Below are 306 nucleotides of genomic sequence, written 5' to 3'. Positions count from 1 at the left end.
TTATTTAATCAATATCCTTTGATTAAACAAGCTTATAATGTAGCGCAAAACTTAAGAATAATATATAACACAACCACAGTAAAAGAAGTAGCTTATACTAAACTGGCTCATTGGTACAATGATGTTATGAAGATTAATTTAAAACAATTCGGCACTGTTATCAATACAATGCAAATCAATTATAAAACAATTCTTAACTATTTTGATAATAGAAGTACCAATGCCTCTGCTGAATCTTTTAATGCAAAAATTAAAGCATTCAGAGCTCAGTTTAGAGGTGTAAGAGATATTGATTTCTTTTTATAC

At 27.5% G+C, this 306-nt stretch carries 1 protein-coding gene; it reads left to right on the top strand.

What is annotated here, in order from left to right:
- Positions 1–306, top strand: a 306-nt coding sequence (locus GOQ24_RS06510; protein ID WP_243731253.1) for a transposase, incomplete at both ends; no start/stop codon positions are given.

Source organism: Myroides sp. LoEW2-1, assembly GCF_009767705.1.
Lineage (GTDB): Bacteria > Bacteroidota > Bacteroidia > Flavobacteriales > Flavobacteriaceae > Flavobacterium > Flavobacterium album_A.
This window is presented reverse-complemented; position numbering and strand designations above follow the sequence as displayed.